At 67.9% G+C, this 25,843-nt stretch carries 23 protein-coding genes; 7 read left to right on the forward strand and 16 right to left on the reverse strand.

Annotated elements, in window-relative coordinates; genetic code table 11:
- Positions 1-10: 10 nt before the first annotated feature.
- From H7F35_RS17645 to H7F35_RS17665, 5 genes are all read right to left on the reverse strand, one after another.
- Positions 11-721 carry a hypothetical protein gene (locus tag H7F35_RS17645; RefSeq protein WP_261803261.1) on the reverse strand — a complete coding sequence of 237 codons (711 nt, stop codon included), beginning with the start codon at positions 719-721 and terminating at the stop codon, positions 11-13.
- Positions 718-2,316 carry an alkaline phosphatase gene (locus H7F35_RS17650; RefSeq protein WP_187107912.1) on the reverse strand — a complete coding sequence of 533 codons (1,599 nt, stop codon included), beginning with the start codon at positions 2,314-2,316 and terminating at the stop codon, positions 718-720. Before H7F35_RS17650 ends, H7F35_RS17645 begins: the two co-directional genes overlap by 4 nt.
- Positions 2,317-2,348: 32 nt before the next feature.
- Positions 2,349-3,818, reverse strand: a complete 1,470-nt coding sequence (locus H7F35_RS17655) for an alkaline phosphatase (RefSeq protein WP_187107913.1) — start codon at positions 3,816-3,818, stop codon at positions 2,349-2,351.
- Between the two features lie 171 nt (positions 3,819-3,989).
- Positions 3,990-5,123, reverse strand: a complete 1,134-nt coding sequence (locus H7F35_RS17660; RefSeq protein WP_187107914.1) for an acyltransferase family protein — start codon at positions 5,121-5,123, stop codon at positions 3,990-3,992.
- A gap of 115 nt (positions 5,124-5,238) precedes the next feature.
- The gene (locus tag H7F35_RS17665) at positions 5,239-5,649 is read right to left on the reverse strand and encodes a DUF2177 family protein (protein ID WP_187107915.1); all 411 of its coding nucleotides are present in this window, start codon (positions 5,647-5,649) and stop codon (positions 5,239-5,241) included.
- Between the two features lie 80 nt (positions 5,650-5,729).
- Between H7F35_RS17665 and queC the strand changes: the two genes are divergently transcribed.
- Positions 5,730-6,434: a 7-cyano-7-deazaguanine synthase QueC gene (gene queC, locus H7F35_RS17670; RefSeq protein ID WP_187107916.1), complete on the forward strand. Its 705-nt coding sequence runs from the start codon at positions 5,730-5,732 to the stop codon at positions 6,432-6,434.
- Here queC and H7F35_RS17675 read toward each other — a convergent pair.
- Together H7F35_RS17675 and H7F35_RS17680 are read right to left on the reverse strand one after the other, a co-directional pair.
- Positions 6,416-8,218, reverse strand: a complete 1,803-nt coding sequence (locus tag H7F35_RS17675; RefSeq protein ID WP_187107917.1) for an ABC transporter ATP-binding protein/permease — start codon at positions 8,216-8,218, stop codon at positions 6,416-6,418. The genes queC and H7F35_RS17675 overlap by 19 nt on opposite strands.
- 108 nt (positions 8,219-8,326) lie before the next feature.
- The gene (locus tag H7F35_RS17680; protein WP_187107918.1) at positions 8,327-8,887 is read right to left on the reverse strand and encodes a phosphonate degradation HD-domain oxygenase; all 561 of its coding nucleotides are present in this window, start codon (positions 8,885-8,887) and stop codon (positions 8,327-8,329) included.
- A 288-nt stretch (positions 8,888-9,175) separates the two neighbouring features.
- Between H7F35_RS17680 and H7F35_RS17685 the strand changes: the two genes are divergently transcribed.
- The 5 genes from H7F35_RS17685 to phnX all read left to right on the forward strand — a co-directional run bounded on the left by H7F35_RS17685 (position 9,176) and on the right by phnX (position 15,395).
- Complete coding sequence (locus tag H7F35_RS17685) at positions 9,176-10,210, forward strand: putative 2-aminoethylphosphonate ABC transporter substrate-binding protein (protein ID WP_187107919.1); 1,035 nt, start codon at positions 9,176-9,178, stop codon at positions 10,208-10,210.
- A gap of 25 nt (positions 10,211-10,235) precedes the next feature.
- On the forward strand, positions 10,236-11,318 hold the full coding sequence (locus H7F35_RS17690; protein ID WP_187107920.1) for an ABC transporter ATP-binding protein: 1,083 nt from the start codon (positions 10,236-10,238) through the stop codon (positions 11,316-11,318).
- A 354-nt stretch (positions 11,319-11,672) separates the two neighbouring features.
- Entirely contained in the window at positions 11,673-13,388 is a 1,716-nt protein-coding gene (locus H7F35_RS17695; protein ID WP_187107921.1) for a putative 2-aminoethylphosphonate ABC transporter permease subunit, read from the forward strand.
- Positions 13,388-14,518 (forward strand): TIGR03364 family FAD-dependent oxidoreductase, encoded by a 1,131-nt coding sequence (locus tag H7F35_RS17700; RefSeq protein WP_187107922.1) that lies wholly within the window; start codon positions 13,388-13,390, stop codon positions 14,516-14,518. The genes H7F35_RS17695 and H7F35_RS17700 overlap by 1 nt, the downstream gene beginning before the upstream one ends.
- A gap of 49 nt (positions 14,519-14,567) precedes the next feature.
- Positions 14,568-15,395: a phosphonoacetaldehyde hydrolase gene (gene phnX / locus H7F35_RS17705; protein ID WP_187107923.1), complete on the forward strand. Its 828-nt coding sequence runs from the start codon at positions 14,568-14,570 to the stop codon at positions 15,393-15,395.
- Between the two features lie 149 nt (positions 15,396-15,544).
- Here the strand turns inward: phnX and H7F35_RS17710 are convergent, their stop codons facing one another.
- The 9 genes from H7F35_RS17710 to H7F35_RS17750 are packed head-to-tail and all read right to left on the reverse strand — an operon-like array spanning position 15,545 to position 24,852.
- Entirely contained in the window at positions 15,545-16,549 is a 1,005-nt protein-coding gene (locus H7F35_RS17710; RefSeq protein ID WP_187107924.1) for a Bug family tripartite tricarboxylate transporter substrate binding protein, read from the reverse strand.
- Positions 16,550-16,580: 31 nt separating this feature from the next.
- Positions 16,581-18,011 (reverse strand): MmgE/PrpD family protein, encoded by a 1,431-nt coding sequence (locus H7F35_RS17715; RefSeq protein WP_187107925.1) that lies wholly within the window; start codon positions 18,009-18,011, stop codon positions 16,581-16,583.
- Positions 18,012-18,030: 19 nt separating this feature from the next.
- Positions 18,031-19,008 carry a Bug family tripartite tricarboxylate transporter substrate binding protein gene (locus H7F35_RS17720; RefSeq protein WP_187107926.1) on the reverse strand — a complete coding sequence of 326 codons (978 nt, stop codon included), beginning with the start codon at positions 19,006-19,008 and terminating at the stop codon, positions 18,031-18,033.
- Positions 19,005-20,177, reverse strand: coding sequence for a 2-methylaconitate cis-trans isomerase PrpF family protein (locus tag H7F35_RS17725; protein ID WP_187107927.1), 1,173 nt, complete (start codon positions 20,175-20,177; stop codon positions 19,005-19,007). Before H7F35_RS17725 ends, H7F35_RS17720 begins: the two co-directional genes overlap by 4 nt.
- Before the next feature lie 40 nt (positions 20,178-20,217).
- Complete coding sequence (locus H7F35_RS17730; protein WP_187107928.1) at positions 20,218-21,207, reverse strand: Bug family tripartite tricarboxylate transporter substrate binding protein; 990 nt, start codon at positions 21,205-21,207, stop codon at positions 20,218-20,220.
- 37 nt (positions 21,208-21,244) lie between these two features.
- On the reverse strand, positions 21,245-21,865 hold the full coding sequence (locus H7F35_RS17735; protein ID WP_187107929.1) for a YbhB/YbcL family Raf kinase inhibitor-like protein: 621 nt from the start codon (positions 21,863-21,865) through the stop codon (positions 21,245-21,247).
- On the reverse strand, positions 21,862-22,488 hold the full coding sequence (gene leuD, locus H7F35_RS17740; RefSeq protein ID WP_187114320.1) for a 3-isopropylmalate dehydratase small subunit: 627 nt from the start codon (positions 22,486-22,488) through the stop codon (positions 21,862-21,864). Before leuD ends, H7F35_RS17735 begins: the two co-directional genes overlap by 4 nt.
- Positions 22,489-22,490: 2 nt before the next feature.
- Entirely contained in the window at positions 22,491-23,969 is a 1,479-nt protein-coding gene (leuC, locus tag H7F35_RS17745) for a 3-isopropylmalate dehydratase large subunit (protein ID WP_187107930.1), read from the reverse strand.
- Position 23,970: 1 nt separating this feature from the next.
- Positions 23,971-24,852: an oxaloacetate decarboxylase gene (locus H7F35_RS17750; RefSeq protein ID WP_187107931.1), complete on the reverse strand. Its 882-nt coding sequence runs from the start codon at positions 24,850-24,852 to the stop codon at positions 23,971-23,973.
- Positions 24,853-24,985: 133 nt separating this feature from the next.
- On the opposite strand from H7F35_RS17750, the gene H7F35_RS17755 reads away from it, so the two are divergent.
- The gene (locus H7F35_RS17755; RefSeq protein WP_187107932.1) at positions 24,986-25,807 is read left to right on the forward strand and encodes a GntR family transcriptional regulator; all 822 of its coding nucleotides are present in this window, start codon (positions 24,986-24,988) and stop codon (positions 25,805-25,807) included.
- Positions 25,808-25,843: the final 36 nt, after the last annotated feature.

The raw sequence follows: 25,843 nt of genomic DNA on the forward strand, positions 1-25,843 counted from the left end.
GGCCGGTCGCTCAGTCCAGCAGGTCGGAGTACTCGCCGCGTTCGTAGGCGTCGATCTTCTGCCACGGCAGCGTCTTCGGCGCCGCGATGGCCGAGGCGGTCATCACGTTGAGCGAGGTGCCGTGCGCGTTGCGCTGCTCGATCTTGCGCGCGTAGCGGCCCGCCACGTCCCAGTCGATGCGCAAGGTGTTCTCACCCTGCGGCAGTTCGTAGCGCTGCACGCCCTTGCCGGCCGTGCCCACGGCCTTCATGCGCGCCAGGCTGGCCGGATCGACCAGCCAGTAGGCGTTGGCCCACGAGCCGTTGTAGCCGACGTTGCCGTAGTTGGCCGCGTCGACCTCGATCAGCTTGCGTTGCTGGCGCAGCACCATGCCCACCTGCACCTTGCCGGCGGCATCGCGGCGCACCCACAGCGGGGCCGCCGTGTTGTCCGCATGCGCGTGGCCGATGTGCACCTTGCCCTCGCGGGCTTCCTGGTCGTGGTCGTCGCGCAGCGCGGGCGGCAACTCGCGCTCGACCCACACCGAGCCGGCACGACGGAACATCAGGTCGGCGTAGCGGCTCTCGCGCTGCACGCCGTCCTTGCCGATCGACATCACGTGGTGCTGGATGCGCAGGTTCTGGTCGGGCGCCGCGGCGTCGCCCGCGGCACTGGCTGCCAGGGGAAGGCCCGCCAGGGCCGTAGCTGCCAGCAGTGCCTTGAGCATTGCGGGTGCGTTCACAGCCCTGCAGCCTCTTTGACCTTGTTGAACACCTTGATGTTCTCCATGGTGCCCTTGAAGATCTTCGAGCCCGCGCCGCCGGCGAACAGCATCACGTCGCCGCCGCCGTGGGTTTCCGCGCCGGGCGAGCCCAGGTTGATGCCGACTTCCTGCAGGAAGTTGTCATCCGTGGTGTCCATCGTGGTCTGGTCGTCGCGCACGGGGCCGCGTGCGGGCGCGATCCACGGCTTTTTGCCGTCTTCCGCGTTCACATTGCTGTCGGCAATCTTTTTGGCAATGTCGGCCGGCGTTGCGTTGGGGTCGTTGGCGTCGGAGAAGGAAATCGAGCCGGGCCGTCCGCCGTTTCCGAACACCAGCGTGGTGTACGGCTTGCCGTCGGCCGCCTTGGTGGGCTTGCCGTCCGCATAGCCGTTGACGAGGCCGAGGATCGGGTTGCCGATCTTCGGGTAGCCGTTGAAGGCGATCGCGTGGTCGTGGTCGGCGGTGACCACCACCAGCGTGTTCTTCAGGCCCGGGTCCTTCTTGTTCATGAAGTCGAGCGCGGTCTGGATGGCCGCGTCGAACGCCAGCGTGTCTTCCAGCGCGCGCTTGGCATTGGTGCCGTGCAGCGCGTGGTCGATGCGGCCGCCTTCCACCATCAGGAAGAAGCCCTTGTCGTTCTTGCTCAGCACGCCGAGGGCCTTTTCCGTCATGTCCGACAGACTGGGCTGGTCGAGGTTCTGCTTGACGCGGTCCAGTTCGTAAGCCATCTCGCTTTGCGAGAACAGGCCCAGCAGCTTGCCCGTCGCGGCCGGGTCGATGGCCTTGAGCTTGGTGCCGGTGTCGACATAGGCGTAGCCCTTGGCCTGCATCGCGGCCACGAGGTCCACACCGTCCGTGCGCTTGCTGCCCGGATTGGCAGGCTTCGGCAGGTAGTTGCGCTGACCGCCGCCAAGCAGCACATCGACGCCGTCGAGCAGCTTGGGGTTGTAGTTCGCATGGCCCGGCACGCTCTGCTCGGCAATGGTGTTGTAGCCGTTGCGGTTGCAGATGTGCGCGTAGGTGGTGGCCGGCGTGGCATGGCCCACGCGCGTGGTTGACACCGCGCCCACCGCGCGGCCCTTGGCCTTGGCGAGTTCGAGCAGCGTGTCGGCAGCCTTGCCGTTGGTGGGCGCGCAGGTGGTGTCTTCGCCGTTGATGTATTGCTTGCCGGTGCTGTCGACCGCGACGGTGTCGCTCGACATCGAGATCACTTCGTTGCGCATCTTCACGCCGGTCATGTAGGCGGCCATCGAGGGTGCGCTGTCGGTGGTCTGGCCGTCGAGTGAATAGGTTTTCACGCGCGCTGCATAGGGCAGTGTCTGCATGACGAGGTTGGCGCGCTCCGGGCTCACCAGCGAGCCGGGCTTGGCGGCCAGTTGCTTTTCGCCCTTGTAGATGCGCGCAGCGGTCACGGTGACGGGCCCCATGCCGTCGCCGAGGAAGAAGATGACGTTCTTGGCTTCGCCGGCGGCGTGCGCACTGCCGGCCAACGTGGCCAGCGTGCCGGCGGCGGCGCAAACGAGGGCGGCGGCCAGACGGGTCTTGCAGGTGGTGCGGTTCATGGTCGTGTTCATGGTTGTGTTCGTCGATGGGCGCTGGTGGCTGCTCACAGGCCGACGGCCTTCTTGATCAGGCCGAACACGTCGGTGTTGGTGATGACGCCGGAGAAGTTGTCGGCGCCCAGGCCTTGCGCGCCGAGGAACACGTCGGCACCGCCGTGGGTTTCGGAGTCGCTGTTCGCATCCATCGGAACCACGGCTTCCTGCTGATAGCCGGGCTTTTCCAGGTCCGACTCGATGATGGCGACGTCGCGCGCTTTGCGGCTCGGACCATTGCCGAAGCCGATGATGGTGTACGGCATGCCGTTCACGTCCTTGCTGGTCTTGCTGTTGTCGACGTAGTCCTTCACCAGGCCGAGCACGCCCGGCTTGCCGGCCTCGGTCTTGCCGGTGCGCGCGGCATAGCCGTTGAGCTGCAGCGTGTGGTCGTGGTCGGCCGTGACCACCACCAGCGTGTTCTTCAGGCCCGGGTCGATGGCCTGCATCTTGTCGAGCGCGAGCTTGATGGCGTCGTCGAAGGCGCCCGTGTCCTGCAGGGCGCGGCGCGCGTTGGTGGCGTGCAGCGCATGGTCGATGCGGCCACCTTCCACCATCAGGAAAAAGCCCTTCTTGCGCGCGGCCAGCGCGTCGATGGCCTTGCCGGCCATCTCGGCCAAGCTCGGCTCCAGGGTGGCGTCGCGGTCGAGGTCGTAGGCCATGTGGCTCTTGGTGAAGAGGCCGGCGATCTTGGTGCTGCCGTCGATGGGCAGCTTGTCGAACTCACTCTTGCTGGTGGCGTAGCTGTACTTGGCCGCCTTCAGTTCGGCGGTCAGGTCGCGTGCGTCGTTGCGCTTGCCGCTCTTGTCCTTGGGTAGGAAGTAGTCCGTGCCGCCGCCGAAGAACACATCGATGCCGTCACCCAGCTTCGCGTTGTAGCCAGCGCCGCCCGGCACCAGCGCCGCGGCGATGGTGTTCTCCGCATCGCGGTGGCACACATGCGAATAGGTGGCAGCAGGCGTGGCGTGCGTGATGCGCGTGGTGGTCACCACGCCGGTCGCATAGCCCTTGGCCTTGCTTTGCTCCAGCAGCGTTTCCACGGCCTGGCCGTTGCCCGAAGGGCAGGTGCTGTCGAAGTTGACGTGGTAGGCCTTGCCCGAGGCATCCGTGGCCTTGGTCTCCGCGCTCATCGAGATGACTTCGTTGTTCATCTTGACGCCGGTCATGTAGGCCGACATCGAGGGCGCGCTGTCCGTCACCTGGGCGTCGTTCGAGTAGGTATGGACGAAGGCCGTCTCGGGCAGCGTGTCCATCGTCAGGTCGCCGTCTTCGCCGACCTTGTAGATGCGCGCGGCGGTCATCGTGGTGATGCCCATGCCGTCGCCCAGGAAGAAGATGATGTTCTTCTGTGGTGCCTGCGCCGCTGGCGGCGTGGCCGGCGGAATGATCGGCAGCAGCGACGTGCCGTGGTGGCTGCCGCCGCAAGCGGTCAGCAGCAGTGAAAAGCCCAGCAGCGCTGGGGCAATGAAGCGTTGGGTCATGCAAATCCCTCGGATGGTTATTCGAGAGGTGCGCGTGCTGCGCACCATTTCTGGAAATGCAATCTAAAGACGTCGAATGACCCGGCCGTGACGAGACGAAAGCAGAATGAAAGTTCTGCAGTTTTCTTGAAATAAATACGCGAGCCGTCTTCGGCTCGTCATGCACAGCGCTTAAAGAAGGCTGCGTGCGGCCGGGTTGCCGACGCCCGTTGCGGCAGTCCGCGACAAGGCTGCCTGCTTGGTCGACTTGGCCCAGCGGTGGCCCCAGTCGGTGATCGGTTTCTCGAACCAGCGATAGAGCAGGTCCGAGATCGCCAGCGACACGATGAACGAAAGAAGCAGCAGCGCGGGGCCATTGACGATCACCACACCGATCACGCTCAGCACATCGAGTACTGCATGGGCTGCGATGTACTGGATCAGGTACATCGCATACGACCGGTGTCCGATGAAGACCAGCCACTTCGCCCCCAGCGCCTTGCCCATGAACGTGCGGCTGGCGATGAGGGACGGGAGCAGCAGGCCGACCAGCAGGCCGTACAGTGTGATCGCGCCCAGGTCCCCGATGTAGCTCGTCACCAGCGGAAAACGCCTGTGCACGATGAACAGGAGCGGAAGAATCACCAGCGGCGCGCGGTACGTCATGAGTCCGCGCACCCACCCGAAGGTTGTCGGTGTGTGCATGAGGATGGCCAGCGCCGAGCCGATCATCATGCCGATGTAGTTCTGTGGACTGAGCCAGTCGGGTTGCGCACCGCTCAGGCCCAGGGCTGCCAGCGCCGCCATGCAGAGCCCGACGGTCGCGAGGCGCGAGCGCGTCGTCAGGCCGAATACCGTGATCAGCGTGGGCCAGACCAGGTAGTACTTCCACTCCACGCTCAGCGTCCAGGTGACGACCAGCGGCGCGTACGGTGCCAGCTCGTTGCACAGGGTCAGGTAGTAGGGCGTGGCGACCTTCATCTGCTCCCAGCTCGCGTCCTGGGCAAGATAGCTCTGGGCCAGCACCACGAGGTAGATGAGGAGGTAGAGCGGCACGAGCCGCGTGGTGCGCCGGATGTAGAACGCCTTCAGCGACACGCGGCCGGTGCCATCGCGCTCGCGCAACAGCAAGGTGGTGATCAGGAAGCCCGACAGCACGAAGAAGGCATGAACGCCCAGCCAGCCCGAGAACTTGCTCGCGGCGATGCCGCCCATGTGGGCCGCGAACACGAGAAAAACGGCAACTGCCCGCAAACCGTCCAGTGCGGCGAAGTTGCGTATGGATTGAAAATCTTCAAAGCTGATCGCTGTGCCGCGCGCACTCATCCCGTGTACTCCCCCTGCATTGTTTGCGCGGGATTTTGCCTCAAGTCAAATTCATGACAGAGGCCGGAATGGCAGTTTCAAGGGGCCGGTGGCCCGAAATCACCCGGGCAGCGTCTCAGCGCGACGCGAACCAGCGCCACGCCACCGCGCCCGCTGCAGCGGCCACGCCGCTCACCAGCGCGCCCCAGGCGATGTCGATGAACGACAGCCCCAGCGGCCAGTTGCGGATCACCGCCAGGTTCGTCAGGTCGTAGGTGCCATAGCAGAACATGCCGAAGAGGCCGCCCAGCACCGCCGCCCGCATCACGCTCTGCGCCTCGATGCCCGGCTGGATCGCGAAGATCACCAGCCCGACCGGGTACAGCAGGTAGAACACAGCCGCGAAGGCCAATCGGGGTTGCGGCGACATCAGCTCGCCCATGCCCTGCTGGTACATGCCCTTGGCGACGAGGCCCAGCCAGATCATGTCGATCACCAGCAGCACCACGAAGGTGACGGCCCATGCAACCAAGTGTTTAGTGCTCATTCGCGGGATCGTATCCGTGCCCGCAACGCGGCCTGCGAAAATCGCGCATTTGGACTACAACGGCCCGGCCGTTGACGCACATGCCCCTGCACACCACCGCCCTCGTCCTGTTCTCCGGCGGCCAGGATTCGACCACCTGCCTCGCCGATGCGCTCTCGAAGTACCAGCGTGTCGAAACCCTGGGCTTCGACTACGGGCAGCGCCACCGCGTCGAGCTCGACGTGCGCGGCACCATCCTTGCGCAGATGCGCGAGCGCTTTCCCGATTGGGCACCGCGCCTGGGCGAAGACCATGTGCTCACGCTCGCGGCGCTGGCCCAGCTCGGCGGCTCCTCGCTGACCGAAGAGGTCGCCTTCGCGATGCAGGCCGACGGCCTGCCCAACACCTTCGTGCCCGGGCGCAACCTGCTGTTTTTGACGCTGGCCGGCGCGCTGGCCTACCGGCGCGGGCTGCAGGTGATCGTCACCGGCGTCTGCGAGACCGACTTCTCGGGCTATCCCGACTGCCGCGACGACACCATGAAGGCGATGCAGCTCGCGCTCTCGCTCGGGCTGGAGCGCCGCCTCGTGATCGAGACGCCGCTCATGTGGATCGACAAGGCCGAGACCTGGCAGATGGCCCATCGCCTGGGCGGCGAGCCGCTGGTCGAACTGATCGTGGAAGAAACCCACACCTGCTACCTCGGCGACCGCGAGCATCGCCACGCCTGGGGCTATGGCTGCGGCGAGTGCCCCGCCTGCGACCTGCGCAAGAAGGGCTGGGAGCGCTACGCCGCCGCAGGCTGAACGGCCGTGTTCAGCCGGTAGCGCGCACTGCCGTCGCCGGCCGTGCCTGCGGCCTGCGGCACCAGCGCCCATCGCTGGTTGTGAAAGTCGCCCACGGCCGCGCGGTGCGCGATCGACACCATCGCACCGCCGGCAGCCTGCACCGTCGCCGCGAGGCGCTTGTACAGAACGCCTTCGGCCTCGGCATCGAGCGCGCTCGTGATTTCGTCGGCGAACAGCCATGCCGGCTTTCGCAGCAGCACGCGCGCAATCGCCAGACGCTGTTGTTCACCGCCCGAGAGCTTCTGGCTCCACGCATCGCTGTCATCGAGGCGGCTGGAAAGGTCCGGCAGCAGGGCGTCGGTCAGCGCCTGGCGCAACTGGTCGTCGCTGTAGTTCGAGGCCGCATTGGGATACGTCAGCGCATCGCGCAGCTTGCCGTCGGGCACATAGGGCCGCTGCGGCATGAACATCGCGTCGCCGGGCACCTTCACATGCCCGCGCGAGAACGGCCAGATGCCCGCGAAGGAGCGGAACAGCGTCGACTTGCCGCTGCCCGAAGGCCCCTGCAGCAGCACGCTGTCGCCGGGCACCACGGACAGGGCGGCGCCGGCGAGCAGCGGCGTGCCGTTGGGCAGGGCGACCGCAAGGTCGTCGGTGTGCAGCATGGCTGCCGGGTCGCGCTGCAGGGCGTTGTCCCGCGTGGCGTGGGCCTTCATGGCGTCGTCGAAGCTGGTCAGGCGGTCGGTGGTGGCGCGCCACACGGCCACGCTGTCGTAGTTGTCGACGAACCAGCTGAGCGATTCCTGCACCTTGCCGAAGGCCGAGACGATCTGCATCAGGTGGCCGAGCTGGATGGCGCCGCCAAAGAACTGCTGTGCCCCGACGATGAACGGAAAGATCACCGCCGCCTGCCCGAAGAAGGAGGTGAAGGTCACCAGGTTCTTCTGCTGCTTGATCAATTGCAGGTAGTTGCGCAGCACCGAGCCGAAGCGCAGGTCGAGCTGGCCGTGCTCGACCTTTTCGCCATGGTCGAGGGCGATGGCTTCGCTGTACTCGCGCACGCGCACCAGGTGATGCCGGAAGTCGGCTTCGTAGCGTTGCTGGCGGAAGTTCAGGCCAATCAGCGGACGGCCGATGAAGTGGGTGACCACGGTGCCCGCGATCGAGTACCCCAGTGCCAGCCAGACCATCGCGCCGACGATCTGATAAGTGGTGCCGCCGGCCGTGAATGAGAAATTGCCCGACAGCGCCCAGAGCAGGCCGATGAAGCTCATGAGCGTGACCACGGCATTCAGCAGGCCCATCGACAGCGACATCGTGGCGCTGGTGAAGATCTGCATGTCTTCCTGGATGCGCTGGTCCGGGTTGTCCGGCGTGTGGCCCTCCTTGTCGTCCTTGTTCGCGTAGCGCGCGAGTTCCAGGTGATAGAAGGTGCGGTCGGCCATCCAGCGCGACAGGTAGCTGCGCGTCATCCACGCGCGCCAGCGCAGTTGCAAGAGCTGGGTCACATAGAACTTGAGCACCTGGACCGCGATGTTGGCGAAGGCGATCCATCCGAAGACACCGACCTCGCGCCAGAAGACCACCGAATCCTTGTTCTGCAGTGCGTCGTAGAAGCGCCCGTACCACTGGTTGCCCAGCACCGCCACATACACATACAGCAGGTTGAGCGCCACGATGCCCAGCAGCATGGCGCGCGCCCGCCATTTGTCTTCGGACCGGAAGTAAGGCGCTGCGAGCGTGAAGACGCGGCGCAGGACCTGCATGAACGAGCTGGCGCGCGCTGTGACGGATAAGGACATTCGGGTTTCCTCGCAGGCGCGGGTGCGCCGGTCATCGTGAGGAACCCATCGTAGACGGAGGTTTCTTAAACGGAACTGAAATTCCGCCCGGCGCGCCAGAACGCCTGGTCAGCGCAGCAGGACCCGCGCTGCGGTGGCCAAGAAATGCGCCAGCGGCGGCGTCTTGAGTCCTTCGATCTTTGCTTCCTCGTCCCACAGCCGCAGCCGCACTGCATCGCCGGCCCAGCGGTGGCCGGCAAAGCGCGCCGCGGCTTCCTCGTCCATCACGCCGCCCTGCAGCGCGAGGCTGCGCACGGAATCAGGCGAGAGCTTCGAGAAATAGTCCGGCCGTGTCGCGCACAGGTAGCGCTTGGCGTCCACATGCAGGCGGATCGGCTCGCGCACCTCGACGTCGAACGCACCGCGCAGCAAGGGCAGGGCGATGTACTGGTGGCGGTCGTCGATGCCCAGCTCGGTCGGCGAGTGCGACAGCGTCTGGTGCTCGGCGATCAGCAGGTGCCCAAGGTCGTGCAGCAACGCCGCCGTGACCAGCGCGTCGCTGGCGCCGGCCTGCTCGGCGAGCCAGGCGCATTGCAGCGCGTGCTCCGTTTGCGACACCGGCTCGCCCGCGTATGCAACCCCGCCCCGTTCCGCGAACAGGCGGGCGATCTCGGCGAGGTCGAGTGTCATGAGAGTGAAACGGAGCGAGCGAGGCGAAAGCACGGGTGACAGCGCGCGGAGTCTGCCGGGAGGCGGTGACAAGCGGATGACAAATCCGCCACGGAACCACCGCGAAATCGCCAGCCTCAGGCGTAATTTTGGGTGTTTGGGGTTTTTTGAGGCGTCTGACAAATCCCTGTCACATGCCGCTGCCAGCATCGCCGCATTCGTCATCACGCAGGGCTTGCGTACTTTCGCTTGCCTGCCCGTGTGTCCCGCATTGCGCGCTTTCTTCTTTCCACCCGGGGAACCTCCACCATGCTGCATCGTCAACTCCGCCGCGCCTTCGTGCCGGCCGTCCTGTTCTCGCTGGCCTTTGCCGCATCGGCCCAGGGCCGCACCGAGCTGCTGGTCTACACCGCGCTCGAAGCCGACCAGGTGCAGGCCTACAAGGCCGCGTTCGAAAAGGAAAACCCCAGCATCGAGCTGAAGTTCGTGCGTGACTCGACCGGCATCGTCACCGCCAAGCTGCTGGCCGAGAAGGCCAACCCGCAGGCCGACGTGGTGTGGGGCCTGGCCGCCACCTCGCTGATGCTGCTCGACAAGGAAGGCATGCTCCAGCCTTACGCGCCCAAGGGCCTGGACGCCATCAAGCCCACCATGCGTGATCCGGCCAACCCGCCCAAGTGGGTCGGTATGGACGTGTGGTCGTCGGCCATCTGCTTCAACACCACCGAAGCTACGAAGAAGAGCCTGCCCAAGCCCACGAGCTGGGCCGACCTGACCAACCCGGTCTACAAAGGCCAGATCACGATGCCCAACCCTGCGGCCTCGGGCACCGGCTACCTGATGGTGTCGGGCTGGATCCAGATGATGGGTGAAGACAAGGCGTGGAAGTACATGGACGCGCTGCACCAGAACATCGGCATCTACAGCCAGTCGGGCAGCAAGCCCTGCCGCCAGGCGGGCGCCGGCGAGTTCGCGCTCGGCATGTCTTTTGAATACCGCGCCAACAAGACCAAGCGTGACGGCGCGCCCATCGACATCGTGCTGCCCAAGGAAGGCCTGGGCTGGGACATGGAAGCCACCGGCATCATCAAGACCAGCAAGAAGCAGGAAGCCGCCAAGGCGCTTGCCGACTGGGCCGTCACCAAGCAGGCCAACGAGCTGTACGCGAAGAACTTCGCCGTGCTCGCGCTGCCGGGCATCCAGGAAAAGCTCGAGTTCGTGCCGGGCGATGTCGAAAAGCTGCTCGCCAAGAACGACTTCACCTGGGCTGCCGCCAACCGCGACCGCATCCTGACGGAGTGGTCCAAGCGCTACGAATCGAAGTCGGAAAAGAAGCCCCTCTGATCTCCAGGCAAAGCGATATCCGGTCATGACGAGCAGCAGCAGCTTTCTTTCCCTTCGCGGCATCGGCAAGTCCTTTGGCGCCACGCGCGTGCTCGACGGCATCGACCTCGACATCGAGCCCGGCGAGTTCGTGTGCCTGCTCGGCCCTTCGGGCTGCGGCAAGACCACGCTGCTGCGCATCGTCTGCGGCATCGAGCGTGCCGACAGCGGCCAGATCCTGCTCGGCGGCCAGGACATCGCGGGCCTGCCGCCCGCGGCGCGTGGCTTCGGCGTGGTGTTCCAGTCGTATGCGCTGTTTCCCAACCTGACGGCGGCGCAGAACATCGCCTACGGCCTGCACCCCACGGGCGCACTGGCCCGCGAAATGGCCAAGCGTTCGCGCGAGATGCTCGACCTGGTCGGCCTTGCCGCGCATGCCGACAAGTACCCCGTGCAGTTGTCGGGCGGACAGCAACAGCGCATCGCGTTGGCGCGCGCGCTCGCGCCCAATCCGCGCATGTTGCTGCTCGACGAGCCGCTTTCGGCCCTCGACGCACAGGTGCGCGCCAGTTTGCGCAGCGAAATCCGCGCACTGCAAAAGCGCCTGGGCATCGTCACCATCATGGTCACGCACGACCAGGAAGAAGCGCTCTCGATGGCCGACCGCGTGGTGTTGATGCACAACGGCCGCATCGAGCAGGCCGGCACGCCCGACGAGCTGTACCGCCAGCCGCGCACGCGTTTCGTGGCTGGCTTTGTCGGGCGCATGAACATGCTGCCCGCGACAGTGCTGGCCGATGGCAAGGTGCGTGTGCGTGACACCGAGCTGTTCTGCTCGCCGGGAAACCTGAGCGTCGGTTCGCAGGCCACTGTGGGCATCCGGCCGGAGCATGTGGTGGTGAAGCGTTTCGGCTCCGAGCTTGGCGCCAACAGTTTTGCGGCTCGTTTGCTCGACACGGAGTTCTTCGGCAACCGCACCTCGGCGCGGCTCGCCTGCGAGCCGTTGGGCATCGAGATCGAGGCTGAGCTGCCTGCCGATGCACGTGGCGGTGGCGGCGAGCCTTTGGTGCCCAGCAGCATGGTTCATATCCAGTTGCCGTTGAATGCGCTGTCTGTGTTGGCGCATTGAGATGGGTGCTTGGTTTTCTGTTTGTCGTGTCGTGCGCTGTTGTTCAGCGCGTCGCTCACGCCGACACGGTGCTCTTTTTCGCGAATGTCCCCCGCTTCGCTCCTCCTTTATTTCGCGAAAAAGAGCACCGTATCGACGTGAGCGTTGGACCGAGCGGTTGTTGATCGCAGGATCACCAGCAGCGTGTCCAGGTGCGAATGACACCGGGTGCTCCCCGCAAACGAAATAAAGGAGGAGCGAAGCGGGGACATTCGCACAGGGGAGTACCCGGTGTCATTCGCACGCGCCCCGAATGTCTCCACCCCCGCTTCATGCATCGCGCAAGCCACGCAATAGCGCGTTGAAAAAACAAATATGAGCAGTTCCCCCGACGCCATCGCCATCGTGCCAGTGACGATGGCACGCAGCAGCGCCTTCGACCGCGAGCGCTGGCTGACCGGCGCCGCCGTGTTGCTGGTCGTGCTGCTGCTGGTCGTGATCGTCGCGCTGCCCGTCGGTGCACTGGTCGGCCAGAGCTTCTTCGATCGCGCCGGCGCCTTCGTCGGCCTTGCGAATTTCTCGCGCTACCTCGACAGCCCCGCGCTGGTGCAGTCGGCCTTCAACAGCCTGGGGCTCGCGGCAATCAGTGCCGCCATCTGCACGGCCATCGCCTATGTGTATGCCTACGGGCTCACGCTCTCGTGCATGCCGGCCAAGGGCCTGCTGCGTGCGGTGGCGTTGGTGCCGCTGTTGGCGCCTTCGCTGCTGCCGGCCATCAGCCTTGTCTATCTCTTCGGCAACCAGGGCCTGTTCAAGGGGCTGCTGGGTGATGTGTCGATCTACGGCCCGCTGGGCATCGTGCTCGGTTCGGTGTTCTGGACGCTGCCGCATGCGCTGCTGATCCTCACCACCGCCATGGCCACTTCCGACGGCCGCCTCTACGAAGCCGCGCAAACGCTCGGCGCCTCGCGTTGGCGCATCTTACGCACCGTCACGCTGCCGTCCTCGCGCTACGGCCTGATCGTGGCTGCGATGGTGGTGTTCGTGCTGGTCATCACCGACTTCGGCGTGCCGAAGGTGGTAGGCGGCCAGACCGGCGTGCTGGCGACCGACATCTACAAGCAGGTGGTCGGACAGCAGAACTTTCAGATGGGTGCGGTGGTCGGCCTCGTGCTGCTGATTCCGGCGGTGCTGTCCTTCCTGATCGAGCGTCGCGTGCGCAACAAGCAGGCAGCGGCGCTGTCGGCACGCGCCACGCCGTACCGGCCCGAACCGGTGAAGGTGCGCGACCGCGCGCTGCTCGTGTTCTGCGCGCTCACGGCTTTTGCCATCCTCGTGATGATCGGCATGGCCGTGTTCGCATCGCTCGCCACCTACTGGCCCTACCAGCTCGCGCCGTCGTTCAAGAACTACGACTTCAGCAACATGGACGGCGGTGGCTGGGGCAGTTACTTCAACTCGCTGCGGCTGGCCGTGTGCGCTGCCGTGGCGGGCGCGCTCATCACCTTCGTCTCGGCCTACCTTGTCGAGAAGCCGCGCCACTTCGGCCTGCTGCGCGAACTGCTCAACCTGCTGGCCAACCTGCCGCTCGCGGTGCCGGGGCTGGTGCTGGGCGTGGGCTACATCTTCTTCTTCATCTCGCCGTCGAACCCGCTGCGCGCCATCTACGGCAGCATGACCATCCTCGTGGTCTGCACCGTCGCGCACTTCTTCTCGGTGGCACACCTGACATCGCTCACCGCGCTGCGCCAGCTCGACCGCGAGTACGAGCTGGTGTCGGAGTCGATGGGCGTGCCCTTCTGGCGCACGCTGTGGCGCGTGCACCTGCCGGTGGCGCTGCCGACCGTGCTCAACGTGGGCGGCTATTTCTTCGTCAACGCGATGACGACCGTGTCGGCCGTCGTGTTCCTCTATTCGCCACAGACCTCGCTGGCGGCCATCGCCGTGCTCAACATGGACGATGCCGGCGACGTGGCGCCTGCTGCGGCCATGGCCTCGCTGATCATGCTCACGGCCGCCATCGGCCGCGGCGTGTTCGCACTGGCCGGCCACTGGACGCTCAAGCGCACCCAGGCCTGGAGAAACCGCTGATGGCCGGCAGCCATCAAGACCACTTCGACCTGATCGTGGTCGGCGCCGGCATCGTCGGCCTGGCCCATGCCTACACCGCTGCGCAGCGCGGCCTCAAGGTCTGTGTGGTCGAGCGCGATGCAGCCTGTATCGGTGCGTCGATCCGCAACTTCGGCTTCATCACCATCACCGGCCAGGCGCCCGGCGACACATGGCGCCGGGCGATGCATTCGCGCGATGTGTGGCAGGCCGTGGCACCGCAGGCCGGCATCGACATCGTGCACCGCAATCTCTGGCTTGCGGCCTACCGTCCGGAGGCGCATGCGGTGCTCGAAGCCTTCATGCGCACGCCGATGGGCGAGGCCTGCGAGCTGCTCGAAGCCACCGACGCGCAGGCCAAGGCGCCGGCATTGAGCCTGGCCGATGCGCGCTCGGTGCTGTTCAGCCCGCACGAGCTGCGCGTGGAATCGCGCACCGCCATCGGCCTGCTCGCCAGGTGGCTGGCCGAGGTGCATGGCGTGGTGTTCCGTTTCGGCGAGACCGTGCACGAGGTGGAAACGCCGCGCGTGCGTACCTCGCGCGGCGTTCTTCGCGGCGAGCGCGTGGTGGTCTGTACCAACACCGACTTGCATGGCCTGTTTGCCGATCACATCGCCGCGCACAAGCTCACGCTGTGTCGCCTGCAGATGCTGCGCGTGAAGCCCGAAGCGGGTTTCCGTCTGCCGGGCTCCGTGATGATGGATCTGAGCCTCGTGCGCTACGAGGGCTACAGCACGCTGCCCGAGGCCGCCGCACTGCGCGAGCGCCTGCAGCAGGAGGAGGCCGCATCGCTCGCACACGGCATTCACCTGATCGCGGTGCAGAGCGCCGACGGCTCGCTGGTGGTGGGCGATTCGCACCACTACGGCGATGCGCCCGAACCCTTTGCGATGGAAGAGGTCGACCAGCTCATCCTGCGGCACCTGCGCAGCACGCTCAACCTCGAGACCGCGCTGATCACCGAACGCTGGACCGGCATCTATCCGTCGTCCAAGACCACGCCCTGCGTGATCGACGCGCCCGACGACGCCACGCGCGTGGTGCTGGTCACCAGTGGCAGCGGGGCGAGCACCGGCTTCGGCATTGCGCACGACGTCTTCAACGCCTGGTGATGCGCGCATCGCGCTTGCTTTCCGACCGATCCTTTCCATCCTTTCAGCCATGAACGCCCACAACCATTCGCAGCTCCAGGCCGTCGTCTTCGACTGGGCCGGCACCATCCTCGACTTCGGTTCCTGCGCACCCATGGGTGCCTTCGTGAAGCTGTTCGAGCAGTTCGGGGTGGACATCACCATCGCCGAAGCGCGCGGCCCGATGGGCATGGCCAAGTGGGACCACATCAAGGCGCTGGGCTCGCTGCCGCGCATCGCCGCGCAGTGGGAAGCCAGGCATGGCCACGCGTTCAACGATGCCGACGTCGACACGCTCTACGAAGTGTTCACGCCGATGAACGCGGCCAGCGCGCGCGACCATGCCGACTTCATTCCCGGCGCGGTCGACGCGGTGAACGCGGCACGCCAGCGCGGCCTGAAGATCGGCTCGACCACCGGCTACAACCGCCCGATCATGGACGTGGTCGTGCCCATCGCCGCAGCCGGCGGCTATGCGCCCGACAACCTCGTGTGCGGCGGCGATCTCGCCGAGGGTCGCCCATCGCCGCTCATGATGTACCGCTGCTTCGCCGATCTCGGCGTGTGGCCGCCCTACACGGTGGTCAAGGTCGACGACACCGGTGTGGGGCTGCAGGAAGGCCTGAACGCCGGCACCTGGGCCGTGGGCCTGGCGATCAGCGGCAATTCGGTGGGCCTCACGCTGGCCGAATGGACGGCGCTCGACGAGGTCCAGCAGCAGTCGTACCGCGAGACCGCGACCGCGCAGCTCGAGGCCGCCGGCGCCCACTACGTGATCGACAGCGTGGCCGAACTGCCGCAGGTGCTCGAAGACATCGAGCGCCGGCTGCAGCGCGGCGAGCGCCCGGCCATCGCCTGATACCGCAGATACCTCCGATAGCGGCTCGGCACCGCGTCCGACTTGACGCACGGGGCAGCGCGCCTGGCATCCGTTTCATGAGAAGCACAGCCTTCGCTCTCCTGTTCGCCGCCGCGCCGGTGCGTTGACACCGCGCGGTCGGTCCAGGCTCACTCCAGCGTCATGTGCGACGCGGTGACGATCTGCGCCATGCGCGTGCGTTCGTCCCCCAGGAATTTCTCGAATGCCGCGCGTCCCAGCAGCATCGGCTGCGCGCCGCCGCGCTCGGTCTGCGCGATCAGGTCAGCGTCTTCCTTGTAGGCATTGATCGTCACCTCGGCGATGCGGTCCAGGATCGCGGCCGGCGTACCCTTGGGCGCGAAGATGCCGCCCCAGTGCTGCATCAGGATCGTGGGAAAGCCCTGTTCCACTGTGGTCGGCACCTGCTTCATCGGCCCCGTGCGTTCGCGCGCCGTGAGCGCCAGCGCGTGCAGCTTGCCCGACTGCACGAACGCCGAGACGCCGATGGGCGCCTCCGAGGCCAGGTCCACTTCGCCGCCGACGATGGCGTTCACCGTCTGCGAACCGCTCTTGTAGTGCACCAGCGTCACGGGCACGCCCAGGGCGGCCTCGACCATCTCGGCCACGAAGTGCCCCGTGCTGCCGCTGCCCGCGGTGCCGAAGTTCAGGCGGCCCTTGGTGCGAGCCCAGGCCTGCAGCTCCTTCAGGTTCCTGGCGGGCACGCCCGCATTGGTGACCAGCACCGAGGGCGCGCTGCTCGTGCCCACTACGGGCACCAGGTCGGTTTCTGCATAAGGCATCTTCGGGCGCAGCAGCGCGTTGGCGATGGCGCCGTTGCCGGCCGACAGCCAGGTGTAGCCATCGGGCGCGCTCTTGGCGACGTATTCGCTGCCGATGATGCCGCCGGCGCCTGGCCGGTTGTCCACGATGATCGTCTGGCTCAGCCGCTTGCCCTGTGCCTGCGCCATCGCGCGCACGTTGGTGTCGCCGGGGCCGCCGGCGGAGAAGGGCAGCACCAGGCGGATCGGCTTGGCCGCAGGCCAGGGGCCTTGCGCGCGGGCGGGCAGCGAGGCGGCGCCTGCGAGCGCGAGCAGGCCCAGCGAGAACGCGCGGCGGTCCATGTGCATGGCTCTGCTCGCGGATGTGTGCGTCATGTTCTTGTCTCCTTCGTTCTTCGAGCGGCCGTCAGTCGAAGGCCGCGGCCACGGGCGGCGCCAGCAGCGCGAGCAGCTCGCGCACGTCGGGTAGGTCTTCGATGGAACGCACCATGTGCTCGATGGATTTCTGCCGTGCGCCGTCGATCAGTCCGTCGGTCAGCGTGCGGTACTTGGCCGCGACCTCGTCGCTGGTCTGCGGCGACTCGATGGCGCGCGACGTGTTGCGATCGATCTGGATGCGCTGCCCGTCGGTGAACGTGACGGCCAACCGCACGCGGCCGCGCTTGAGCGGTCCGCCGGCATCGAACTCGGGCTGGTGCCGCACCTCGATGCGCGGAATCAGCGCCCACACATCGTCGGCATCGATGCGTGCGGGCGCGAACTGCTTGACCATGGCTTCGCCGTCGAGCACCGCCACGGCCAGCGCGTAGCCGATGTTCATCTGCGCCCCGATGGGCGTGAGCGGCCGCTCGGGCTGCCACCAGCCGTGGTGGTAGACCGCATGGCTCACCTCGACCTCGATGCGCGCGATTTCTTCGGGCACCAGCTTGCGCTGCGCGCCGGCGTCGAACAGCGCATCGAGCGGCGAGTGGATGCCGCCCATCGCGGCATAGGGCTTGATGACGATGCGCTCCACCTCCCAGCGCTCGCCCAGTGCCTCGGTGATCTTCGAGGCGTCGGGGTCGTGGCCCTCGCCGAAGGTCGAGAGAAAGCCGCCGTACTCGCGCTCGAACACGCGCTTGATGCCGGTGTAGCCGCCCTCGGCCAGCACCGCCGCGTAGAGCCCGTTGCGTGCCGAAAAGCCGTGGTGCATGCGCTTGCACATCGCCTCGTATTGCGCGGCCATGAGCCCGGCCGACTGCGTGCCCGCCAGGCCCAGTGCGTCTTCGAAGCGCGCCGGGTCCAGCCCCAGAAGCTTGCCGACGGAAGCCGCCGCTGCGTGCGTGCCGAACACCGAGCCCGAGTGCCAGCCGCGCGAGAGCATCTGCGCGCCGTGCAGCGCCATACCCACGCGCGGGCCGACTTCGTAGCCCGCCAGCGCGGCTTCGAGGAACTGCCGGCCGCTGACCTTCAGCTCGCCCTCCGAGGCCGCCCACAGCGCGGGCAGCACGATCGAGGCGCTGTGCAGCGGGCCCAGCGGGTGGTAGTCGTCCAGCTCGAAGCTCTGGATGAAGGTGCCGTTGAGCAGCGCCGCGCCCGGTGCGCTGGTGCGCGCGCCCCAGCCGACGATGGTGCGGTCGCCGCGGCCTTCAAACTTCTGCACGATCTGCGCGGCCGTGCGCGACCACGGCAGTTGCGCGCCGACGATGGCGCAGGCGATGCCGTCGAGCGTGAGCGCCTTGGCGCGTTCGCGCGCGGAGGCGGGTGCGGCGTCGAGGCGGAAATCGGCGAGCCAGTGGGCGAGGCGGCCGGTGGGGCCCGCGGGGTCGGTGGCTGCGGTGGTGTGCGTGGTTTGCATCGAGGGCTTCTCGGGTTCGTCAATCGATCTGGACACGGCCGTCCGTCACGGCCTTGCCCCACTTCTTCACTTCGGTCTGCAGGAAGGCGGCGAAGTGGGTGGGTGAATCCACCATCACCTCCGAGCCGATGGCGCGCGTGGCCTCCTGCAGTTCGGGGCTGGCCGCGGCGCGGTGGATGGCCGCGTTGAGCGCCTCCACCGTGGCCGGCGGCGTGCCGGCCGGCGCGAGAAAGCCGACCCACGAATTGACGTCGAAGCCCTTGAGGCCCTGTTCGTCCATGGTGGGCAGCGACGGCAACTGCGGGTTGCGCTTGAGCCCCGAGATGGCCAGCGCCTTCAGCTTGCCGGACTTCACGTGCGGCAGCGCCGCGGGCACGGCGTCGAACATCAGCGACACCTGGCCGCCCATCAGGTCGTTCAGCGCGGCGGGCGAGCCCTTGTAGGGAATGTGATTGAGCTGGATGCCGGCCTGCGCCTGGAACATCTCCATCGCCAGGTGCGCGGTGATGCCGTTGCCGCCCGAGCCGAAGTCGACCTTGCCGGGCCGTGCCTTCGCATACGCGATCAGTTCCTTCACGTCGTTCGCCGGAAACGACGGGTTGGCCACCAGCAGCAGCGGGCCCATGCTGACCATCGACACCGGCGCGAAGTCCTTCAGCGTGTCGTAGGGCAGCTTCTTGTACAGCGTCGGGTTGATGGCCATCTGCCCCAGCGTGCCCAGCAGCAGCGTGCTGCCGTCGGGCGCGCTCTTCTTCACTTCCTGCGCGCCGAGGCTGCCATTGGCGCCCGCGCGGTTGTCCACGTACACCGGCTGGCCCAATTCCCGGGTGAGCGCCGCCGCGTAATTGCGCGCGATGATGTCCACCGTCTGGCCCGCCGGGTAGCCGACCACGATGCGCAGCGGCTTGGTCGGCAGCGGGCCTTGTGCCACTGCCGTGGTGGCTACCACGGCGAGGCAGAGCGCGCCAAGCGTGCGCCGCGAGATCGTTGCGTTCATGCGTGCACCTCCACCGGCACATAGACCTCGCCCGCCATCAGCCGGCGCGCCGTGCGCGTGAGACCGAGCGCGGTGAAGCGCGTGTCTGCCGGATCGGCCGATGCCTCGGCCACCACCTTCACCTCCATCACGCCCAGCGGATGGCCGATTCGCAGCGTGCCGGTGGCCGCGCGCGCCGCGCCGACGGCCTGGTGCACCACCGACCCCGGCACGCGCGAGGCGGCGGCCGTGCACATCGAGCCGGTGCCGGCCATGCTGTCGTGGCACTTGCCGAGGAACACGAGGCGCGCACGCAGGTCCATGGACGCAGCTTCCTGCGTCTGGCCGTTGACGTCCGCGTAGTTGGCCGGCGGCGCGACGATCACCGCCAGCGGCAGGCCCGGCAGGTGCACCTCGCGCCAGTTGGCGTACAGGCCGATGCGCTCGCCCATCTTCGACTGGATCTCGCCCAGCGTCTCGATGAGTGCGCGGTCGGCGCTGATGGCGTCGGGCAGTTCGCTGCCGCTCATGCCGAGCGATGCCGCCGCGACGAACACGCAGGGGTTGGCGGTGTCGCACAGCGAGACCTCGATGCGGCGGCCGTCTTCCAGCGTCACCGTGTCCACCGCCTGGCCCGTCGGCAGCAAACGGCCGGTCTTGGCGCCCACGGTGCCCGCGTAGTCCATGAGGATCTCGGCACCCGTGCCGGGCACGCCCGGAATGGCGCAGTCGCCGTGCACGCGGGCCTTGCCGTTCTTCACCTGCACCTTCGAGACCAGCAGCTTGTCGGTGTTGGTGTTGTAGATGCGCACGGTGGTCACCGGCTCGACGGCTTCGACCAGCCCTTCGTCGATGGCGAAGGGCGCGACGGCCGAGGAGATGTTGCCGCAGTTGGCGTCGTAGCCCACGCCGTTGCGGTCCACGTCGACCTGCGCGAAGGTGTAGTCGACATCGGCATCCTCGCGCGCGGAGCGCTGGATGATCGCGACCTTCGAGGTCACGAGGCGCGAGCCGCCCATGCCGTCGATCTGCAGCACGTCGGGCGTGCCCATCGCGCGCTTGAGCAGGCGGTCGCGCGCGGGGCCCGCGGGCGGCACGTCGCGTTCATGGAAGAACAGCGCCTTGCTGGTGCCGCCGCGCATCAGCACGCAGCGAACGGCGACCTGTTCGGTCTCGGAAGGGAAAGCCATGGTGTGTCTCCGGAGTTCTGGAAATGAGGGCGGGGCGCGGTCACTCGAGCGGGTAGAGCTTGACCAGCGCAGCCATGCGCTCGCTCTCCTCGCGCACCTGCGCCGCGAAGGCGGCCGGCGTGTTCACCACCGGCTCGGCGCCGGCCGAGGCGATGGTCTTGCGCACGTCGGCGTCTTTCACTGCTTCGCGCAGCCCGGCGACGATGCCCTGCGTCACGCTCGCCGGCGTGCCCTTGGGCGCGAAAAGGCCGAACCAGGTGACCGACTGGAACTGCGGGTAGCCGGCCTCGGCGGTGGTCGGCACCTCGGGCAATGCGGCGGCGCGCTTCGGGCCTTGCGTGGCCAGGATCTTCAGCGTGCCGGCCTTGTAGTGCGGCAGCGCGGCGGTGATGCCGGTGAACGCCATGTTGACGTTGTTGGCGATCATGTCGGTCACGATCGCACCGGTGCCGCGGTAGTTGACGACGATCAGGTTCGGCAGGCCCGCTTCGGCCGCGAGCTGCTTGGCGGAAATGCGCGCCAGCGATTCGCCGGTGCCCAGCGAGCAGGGCTGCGCGGCGGCCTTGCAGTACTGCACGAACTCGCCGAAGGTCTTCACCGGCAGCTTGGCGCTCACGACCACGGCCGCGGGCGATTGCGACACCGCCGTCACCGGTTCCAGCCGCGCGAGCGGGTCGATGCCCTTCAAGCCCGGCGTATAGCGGGTGACGACGATCGAGGGCACCTGCAGTAGCAGCGTGTAGCCGTCGGGCCTGGCCTCCATCACGCGGCGCGTGCCGATGAGGCCGTCGGCGCCGGGCATGTTCTCCACGATGACCGGCTGGCCCCAGATCACGCCGAGCTGCTTGGAGACCGCGCGCGCCGTGGCGTCGGTGCCGCCGCCGGCCGCGTAGGGCACGACCAGCGTCACGGGGCGGTCGGGGTGCCAGGTGGTTTGCGCGGTGGCGGGCGCCGCGAGCGCGCAGAAGGCCGACAGCGCGAGCAAGGCCGATATCGGTGGTGGCTGGTTCCTGTTGAAGTGCTTGAACACGTTGTCTCCGTTTTATGAATGAAAGGCGGCTCGCGAGTCAGGGCGCGATCGGTCGTTGGCGCCAGTCGCGCCGGAACAGGCCGTCGAGCCGGCCGCGCGAGAGCGCATGGGTGCGCAGCCAGGGCAGCAGCGTGGTCTCGCGCGACAGGCCGGCCGGTGGCGCGGCGTCGAGTGCGTAGAGCTGGAACACGTAGCGGTGCGGGCCATGGCCGGGCAACGGGCGGGGGCCGTCGTAGCCGCTGCGGCCCAGGCCGTTCAGGACCAGCGCCACGCCCGTGGGCGCGTGGCCGGCGTTCAGGGCGCCTTCGGCCAGCGCATCGATCGCGCGCGGTCCCCATGCCAGCAGGTGCGTGATCGCACGGGCCATCGGTACGTCGGGGTCTTCGCACAACAGCAGCCAGTGCGTGGCCTGCGGTGGCAGCGCATTCCACGCGAGCGCGGGCGACCGGTTGTCGCCGACGCCTTCGCCTGCGTGGCGCCGTGCCATCGCGCCGCCGTGCGCGAAGCCGGTGCTGCGCAGGTCGAGCGCGAGTGGCAGGCGCGCGAGCGCTTCGTCGCTGCAGGCCAGGCTCGTATCACCCGCATGCCGTCCGCGCGTGAGCAGGCCGGCCCAGCGCAGCACCCAGGGGTGCGGCCGGCGCGGTGCGACGGTGCTCAAGCCGTGGCTCCTTGCGCAGAGGGCCAGGCCCACGGCCTGCGCGCGCGGTCGGTCTGCTGCCATTCGCGGATCAGCGCATCGTCCTTCAGCGTGAGGCCGATGTCGTCGAGGCCGTGCAGCAGTGCCTCGCGGCGCAGCGGGTCGATGTCGAAGGGCCATCCGGTGCCATCGGGCGCGGTCACGGTCTTCGCATGCAGGTCGACCGTGACGGCCGCGCCGCCCGCGCACTGCGCCGCCAGCGCTTCCACCTGCGCGATCGGCCAGCGCACCGGCAGTACGCCGTTCTGGAAGCAGTTGTTGAAGAAGATGTCGCCGAAGCTCGGCGCGATCACGCAGCGCACGCCCAGACCCATCAGGGCCCACACCGCGCCTTCGCGCGACGAGCCGCAGCCGAAGTTCTCGCCGGCCAGCAGCACGGGCGCGTGGCGGAAGGCCGGCTGGTTGAGCACGCAGGTCGGGTCTTCGCTGCCGTCCGGGCGCAGGCGCAACGCCTCGAGTGCGTAGGGGCCGAGCTGGTCCTTCTGGAAAGCGGTGAGGCGTTCGATGCGCACGATCAGGTCGGTGTCGACATTGGCGCGCATCAGCGGCACGGCGGCGCCGGTGACGGCGGTGAAAGGGGTCATCGTCATGTCAGTGTCCTCACGTCGGTGATGCGGCCGGTCACCGCAGCGGCCGCGGCCATCGCAGGGCTCGCGAGATGCGTGCGCGCCCCGGGCCCCTGGCGTCCGACGAAGTTGCGGTTGGAGGTGGACACGCAGCGCGCCTGCGGCGGCACCTGTTCGCCGTTGGCGGCCACGCACATGCTGCAGCCGGGCTCGCGCCACTGGAAGCCCGCGGCCTCGAACACCTCGCGCAGGCCTTCGGCTTCGGCCGCGCGCTTGACGTTCTCGGAGCCGGGCACCACCCACGCGGTGACACCGTCCGCCACATGCCGGCCGCGCGCCACGTCGGCGGCGGCGCGCAGGTCGGGCAGGCGCGAGTTGGCGCAGGAGCCGATGAAGACCCAGTCGACCGGCGTGCCCGCGATGGCCGTGCGCGGCTGCAGGCCCATGTAGGCGAGCGCGGCCTCGACGGCCTCACGCGTGGCCTGGTCGGCCGCGGCGGCAGGGTCCGGCGTCGCACCGTCGATGGCGATGGCGTCTTCGGGGCTGGTGCCCCAGGTCACCGTGGGCGCGACGGCCGATGCGTCGATCGTTTCTTCGTGGTCGAACGCGGCGTCGTCGTCGCCCGGCAGCGTGCGCCAATACGCGGCCGCGGCATCGAAGGCCGTACCGGTGGGCGCGAAGACGCGGCCCCGCACCCATTCGATGGTGCGCTCGTCCGGCGCGATCAGGCCGAAGCGAGCGCCCAGTTCCACCGTGAGGTTGCACAGCGTGAGCCGCGCCTCGACATCGAGGGCGCGCACCGCCTCGCCTGCGAACTCGATCGCATAGCCCACGCCGGCCGCGGCGCCCAGTGTGCCGATGATGTGCAGCGCCAGGTCCTTGGCGGTGACGCCCGCGCCCAGCGTGCCGTCGCAGCGGATGCGCATGCGCTTGGGTTTTTGCTGGCGCAGCGTCTGCGTGGCCAGCGCGTGCGTGCTCTCCGAAGAGCCGACGCCGAAGGCCAGCGCGCCCAGGCCGCCGTTGGTGCAGGTGTGGCTGTCGCCGCAGATCACCGTGAGGCCGGGCAGCACGATGCCGAGCTCGGGCCCCATCACGTGCACGATGCCCTGGCCGGGATGACCCAGATCGTAGAAGCGCACGCCCGATTTCGCGCTGAGGTCGCGCAACGCGCCGTGCAGCCGGCCGCCGAGCGGGAAGGTGCCGGGGGTGCGGCCCGGCTGGCTCGATGCGGCGTGGTCGGGCGTGGCGAAGTCCAGCTCCGGGTTGTGCAGCGGCAGCCCGCGCGCCGCCACCTCGGCCATCGCGGGCGGGCCCGAGAGGTCGTGCAGCAGGTGCCGGTCGATATGCAGCAGCGCCCAGCCGTCGCCGAGCGCGCGCACCACGTGGGCGTCCCAGAGCTTGTCGAACAGGGTGCGTGCCTCCCGCCGGGCCGCCCCACGGGAGGCCAGCGCCCCCTCGGGGGGCAGCGATGCACGAAGCGATGAGCGTGGGGGTGTCATTTCAGCGGCTTTCCATCGTGGCGCCGGCATTGAAGCGGGTGCGCAGGGCATCCCATTCGTCCGCGCCGAAGCGGCGGAAGGTCTGCGCCACGGTGGCGTTCACCGTCGGCGCCTTGAAGGTCGCCTTGAGTTCGGCCAGCGCCGCGTCGCCCGCCTCGATGGCGGCCTTGAGCATCAGCCCCGGCAGGATCGCGAGCTTGTAGCCCATGGCTTCGGCCTCGCGCAGGTCGAACACCGGCGTGCGCCCGCCGGGCACCACGTTGAGCAGGCAGGGGCCGTGCACGCGCTTTGGTACCGCGGCCACTTCTTCGGCAGTCTGCATCGCCTCGACGAAGGCCAGGTCCGCACCGGCTTCAAGCGCGGCATTGGCGCGGGCGATGGCCTCTTCCAGTCCGAGCATGGCGCGCGCGTCGGTGCGGGCAATGACCACGAAGTCCTTCGTGCGGCGTGCCTCCACCGCGGCGCGGATCTTCGAGACGAATTCCACGCGCGACACCACCTCCTTGCCGTCAAGGTGGCCGCAGCGCTTGGGCGAGACCTGGTCCTCGATGTGAATGGCGGCCACGCCGCGCGCCTCGTACTCGCGCACGGTGCGCGTCACGTTCAGTTCGTTGCCGTAGCCCGTGTCGGCGTCGGCAATGAGCGGAATGGCGATCGAGCGCGCCATCACCGCCGCGTTGTCGACCATCTCGCTCATCGTGAGCAGGCCGAAGTCGGGAAAGCCACGCGCGGCCGAGGTGCCGGCGCCTGTCATGTAGACCGCGGCGAAGCCGGCCTGTTCGATCAGGCGCGCGCCGATGGCGTCGTAGGCGCCGGGGGCAATCACCATGCCGGGCGCATCGAGCAACTGGCGAAGCGAGAGGAGCGTCGAGGAAGGGTTCATGGCAGGGCCTTGTTCGGTGGTGTTTGAGTTTATGTGTTTATATTCTAAATACAACTAGATGGAATCCGCAAGCGCACGATTCGGCCGCCCGCCGGGCGTCTTGCTATGCTCGGCCCTCGTTTTTCCTTCCGTCATGGCACGTCCTCCCGCATCTGCTCCCTCGCTCGAACGCGGTCCCGGTACCTCGCTGCACCGGCAGCTCTTCGTCGTGCTGCGCGACGAAATCACCCGTGGCGTCTACGCCTCCGGCGCGTTGCCGAAGGAAGAGGCGCTGTGCGAGCGCTTCGGCGTGTCGCGCATCACGGTGCGGCGCGCGCTGGCCGACCTGGCCTCGCTCGGCCTCGTCGAGCGCCGGCACGGCCTGGGCACCTTCGTGCGCGCCGACCTGCCGCAGGTGCGCGCGCGGCCCAGCCTCGGCCTGATCGACGGGCTGCGCAAGGCGGCGCTGGAAACCGATGTCGAGGTGCTCGAGGTCGCGCATGCCGTGGCGCCGCCCGACGTGGCCGCGCTGCTGCAGCTCGAACCCGGCGAGAAGGCGGTGCATGCGCTGCGCCTTCGCAGCATCGACGGCGTGCCGGTCATGCTCACCGACGCCTGGGTGCCGGCACAGCTGGGCAAGCGCGTGTCGGCCAGCGCGTTGCGCAAGCACGCGCTCTACGAGATCCTGCTGGCGCAGGGCGTGAAGTTCGGCCGTGTGGTGCAGGAGATCACCGCCGAGGTGGCCGATCCGGTGCGCGCGCGGCTGTTGCAGGTCGAGACCGGCGCGCCGCTGCTGAAGATGGTGCGGCTGCTGCACGACCTCGACGCGCAGCCAGTGCAGCACCTCACCGTATCGCTGACGGCGGAGCGCAGCCGCATCCTCATGGACATCGCGGGCGAGACGATCAACACGCTCACTGCGGGGCAGGTGGTGCACGATGTGCACCCGCCGTCGCCGCCCCGGCGGCGCGGCTAGAGGAGAAGGCGGCGCCGCCCGGCGCGGCGTTCGACG

This window comes from Variovorax sp. PAMC26660 (assembly GCF_014302995.1).
Lineage (GTDB): Bacteria > Pseudomonadota > Gammaproteobacteria > Burkholderiales > Burkholderiaceae_C > Variovorax.

Coding starts and splice junctions, on each gene's coding strand:
- H7F35_RS17650 (WP_187107912.1), bottom strand. CDS start 2,316: ATGAACACGACCATGAACCGCACCACCTGCAAGACCCGTCTGGCCGCC.
- H7F35_RS17755 (WP_187107932.1), top strand. CDS start 24,986: ATGGCACGTCCTCCCGCATCTGCTCCCTCGCTCGAACGCGGTCCCGGT.
- H7F35_RS17655 (WP_187107913.1), bottom strand. CDS start 3,818: ATGACCCAACGCTTCATTGCCCCAGCGCTGCTGGGCTTTTCACTGCTG.
- H7F35_RS17710 (WP_187107924.1), bottom strand. CDS start 16,549: ATGACGCACACATCCGCGAGCAGAGCCATGCACATGGACCGCCGCGCG.
- H7F35_RS17680 (WP_187107918.1), bottom strand. CDS start 8,887: ATGACACTCGACCTCGCCGAGATCGCCCGCCTGTTCGCGGAACGGGGC.
- H7F35_RS17715 (WP_187107925.1), bottom strand. CDS start 18,011: ATGCAAACCACGCACACCACCGCAGCCACCGACCCCGCGGGCCCCACC.
- H7F35_RS17700 (WP_187107922.1), top strand. CDS start 13,388: ATGGCCGGCAGCCATCAAGACCACTTCGACCTGATCGTGGTCGGCGCC.
- phnX (WP_187107923.1), top strand. CDS start 14,568: ATGAACGCCCACAACCATTCGCAGCTCCAGGCCGTCGTCTTCGACTGG.
- H7F35_RS17720 (WP_187107926.1), bottom strand. CDS start 19,008: ATGAACGCAACGATCTCGCGGCGCACGCTTGGCGCGCTCTGCCTCGCC.
- leuC (WP_187107930.1), bottom strand. CDS start 23,969: ATGACACCCCCACGCTCATCGCTTCGTGCATCGCTGCCCCCCGAGGGG.
- H7F35_RS17665 (WP_187107915.1), bottom strand. CDS start 5,649: ATGAGCACTAAACACTTGGTTGCATGGGCCGTCACCTTCGTGGTGCTG.
- H7F35_RS17695 (WP_187107921.1), top strand. CDS start 11,673: ATGAGCAGTTCCCCCGACGCCATCGCCATCGTGCCAGTGACGATGGCA.
- H7F35_RS17685 (WP_187107919.1), top strand. CDS start 9,176: ATGCTGCATCGTCAACTCCGCCGCGCCTTCGTGCCGGCCGTCCTGTTC.
- H7F35_RS17725 (WP_187107927.1), bottom strand. CDS start 20,177: ATGGCTTTCCCTTCCGAGACCGAACAGGTCGCCGTTCGCTGCGTGCTG.
- queC (WP_187107916.1), top strand. CDS start 5,730: ATGCCCCTGCACACCACCGCCCTCGTCCTGTTCTCCGGCGGCCAGGAT.
- H7F35_RS17750 (WP_187107931.1), bottom strand. CDS start 24,852: ATGAACCCTTCCTCGACGCTCCTCTCGCTTCGCCAGTTGCTCGATGCG.
- leuD (WP_187114320.1), bottom strand. CDS start 22,488: ATGACCCCTTTCACCGCCGTCACCGGCGCCGCCGTGCCGCTGATGCGC.
- H7F35_RS17660 (WP_187107914.1), bottom strand. CDS start 5,123: ATGAGTGCGCGCGGCACAGCGATCAGCTTTGAAGATTTTCAATCCATA.
- H7F35_RS17690 (WP_187107920.1), top strand. CDS start 10,236: ATGACGAGCAGCAGCAGCTTTCTTTCCCTTCGCGGCATCGGCAAGTCC.
- H7F35_RS17675 (WP_187107917.1), bottom strand. CDS start 8,218: ATGTCCTTATCCGTCACAGCGCGCGCCAGCTCGTTCATGCAGGTCCTG.